The sequence below is a fragment of the Nocardia albiluteola genome (genome assembly GCF_018860155.1).
GTDB lineage: Bacteria > Actinomycetota > Actinomycetes > Mycobacteriales > Mycobacteriaceae > Nocardia > Nocardia albiluteola.
In genome coordinates, this window is record NZ_JAHKNI010000038.1 from 1 (window position 1) to 2,210 (window position 2,210).

A 2,210-nucleotide genomic window follows, 5' to 3' on the forward strand; every position below is an offset into this window, starting at 1 on the left:
GGTTGGGTCGACCACAGGCGCGGTGGTCGAGTTGCCTCGACTCCGTTTCCTGTGGCCGCCCGCCGAACCGGACGTGCGAGTTTCCCCGCATCCGGCTCTCCATGGATTTCATGCCAGTGCTCCTGTGTCCAGTAACGCTGTGATGGTTGCGCTCCAGGGTGTAGGGATCGAGTTACCCCGCCATCGATATCGTTCGACGGTGATTTCGTCGGGGTAGCAGAGCACGGTCCCGTTCTCTTCTGGGCGTTGTGCCGGATACCCAGTTAGGTAGCGGCGTTTGATCTTTCGCCAGCCCAGGCGCGGATGCCGAGCCAAGAGCCATCTGGTCACCCTCCACCACAAGAAGTAGTTGAGGTAACCAAACGTGTTCTTGCTGACCCCGTGTCGGAAATAAATACACCAGCCCCGAACAACCGAGTTCAGGTGTGAGAGCAACTCCTTCAGCGTCCGATAGCCAGATCCCGATCTGCGTGTGATGAACCGTATCCTGCCCGTGATCACCGTCAGCGACTTCTTCGACGGGTAGGTATAGACCATCATCTTCCGGATCGTGCCCGCCTTCTTCCGGCGCTGGATGCGCCAGCCGAGGAAGTCGAATCCGCAATCAATGTGTGTCACCAAGGTTTTCGACTCCGACAGGCGTAAACCCATCGGCGCCAGCACAGCCGCGACCTCGGACCTGGCCTGCTCGGCGTGTTGCCTCGTGCCGTGCACCATGACCAGGAAATCATCCGCATACCGGACACACCGGTAGGTCGCACCTCCCCGCGCGCGCAGCTTCTGCCTGCGGCTGTTGGGAAACCGGCTCCCGGCCCCGACAGCGTCCCACTTGTGTTGATAGTGGTCGTCGAGCACCGACAACGCGATATTCGCCAGCAGCGGCGACAGAATCCCGCCCTGCGGGGTCCCGGTAACCGCGTCCCGGCAGGCACCGTCCTCGGACAGAACCCCTGCCTTCAGGAACGCTTTGACCAGAGCCAGGACACGTTTGTCTTCGATTCGCCGCCGCATCCGGTCCATCAGGGCCGGATGCGAGATCTCATCGAAACACGCCTCGATATCTCCCTCCAGGATCCAGTGATAACCCTGGGACCCGAAGTGATGCACGTCAGCGATCGCGTCCTGAGCGCGATGACGAGGACGGAACCCGTGCGAACCCGGTTGGAAATCCGCCTCGAAAATCGGCTCGAGCACCGCCTTCAACGCGGCCTGAACAACACGGTCGCGTGTGGTCGGTATACCCAGCCGACGTTTCTTATGCGGGCTACCCGGTTTCGGGATCAGCTTCTCCCGCACCAACTCCGGCCGGAACGACCGTTCTTTGAGCTCGATGCGAAGCTGGGACAACAGCGCGGTGGATTCCTTCGGAATCGACCGGGGTGCTACCCCGTCGACCCCTGCGGTCTTCCCGCCCTTGTTGCCGTGCACCCGTTCCCAGGCGTGCATCAGAAACGCCGGGTCGTACACCAGATTGTGCAGATCGTTGAACACGCGACCCGGATCCCGGGTCGCCCACCAGTGCAGCTTGACTTGCATCCGACGTACTCGCCGCGCGGCGTCCTCGAAGGACTCCGGCCACAACTCACCCGAATTCACGAGCGCCTCCGTCCATAAACATTCCCAATCTGCGAAATCCACTGGAGCCCTTCGCCATGTGACCGGCTTTCCCGATCTCGGACTACTACGACTCCTCCGCCCCACCCCGCCGCCACAGCCGACGACGAGCCTGCCCCGTAACAGCCGCTGGCCGCGACCGCCCTGGGGCACGACGAGATGGTTCCCACGTTCACTGTTTTCCGTTCGAGACAGGAGGCGGCCGACTCTGCCCCAGCAGCCTCGCCATGGTTACGCCGCAGGCTTTCACCATGGCCTCCCGCCGACCACTGTCACGCCGGTGAAGGAGTTCCCCGACCCCGCAACGGGATTCGGGTGCGCGCCGCAATCCAGCCCATATCCACCGAATTTGAGCTGGCACATCTCTCTTGAGGGGCTTTATGACATCGATTTCTCACGTCCACCTCTGTCTCACGCTCGCCGCACCCGCACCATTCGGTAGTACTGACACGTCACGGCTTTGTCAGGGCTGCTTCCCGTCCTCCCCGGCGTCTCCCGGATCAGACTGCCCTCAGCTACAGCGATCATGCTGCGACACAATCACTTCAAAGGCCTCTCACCTCCGAACCGGAAAACAGCGCCTCGTGGCGCACGAC

General features: G+C 62.0%; 1 protein-coding gene. It reads right to left on the reverse strand.

Going from position 1 to position 2,210, the window contains the following annotated elements:
* Positions 1-108: 108 nt before the first annotated feature.
* Entirely contained in the window at positions 109-1,596 is a 1,488-nt protein-coding gene (ltrA, locus tag KO481_RS42560) for a group II intron reverse transcriptase/maturase (RefSeq protein ID WP_308167009.1), read from the reverse strand.
* Between the last annotated feature and the right edge of the window lie 614 nt (positions 1,597-2,210).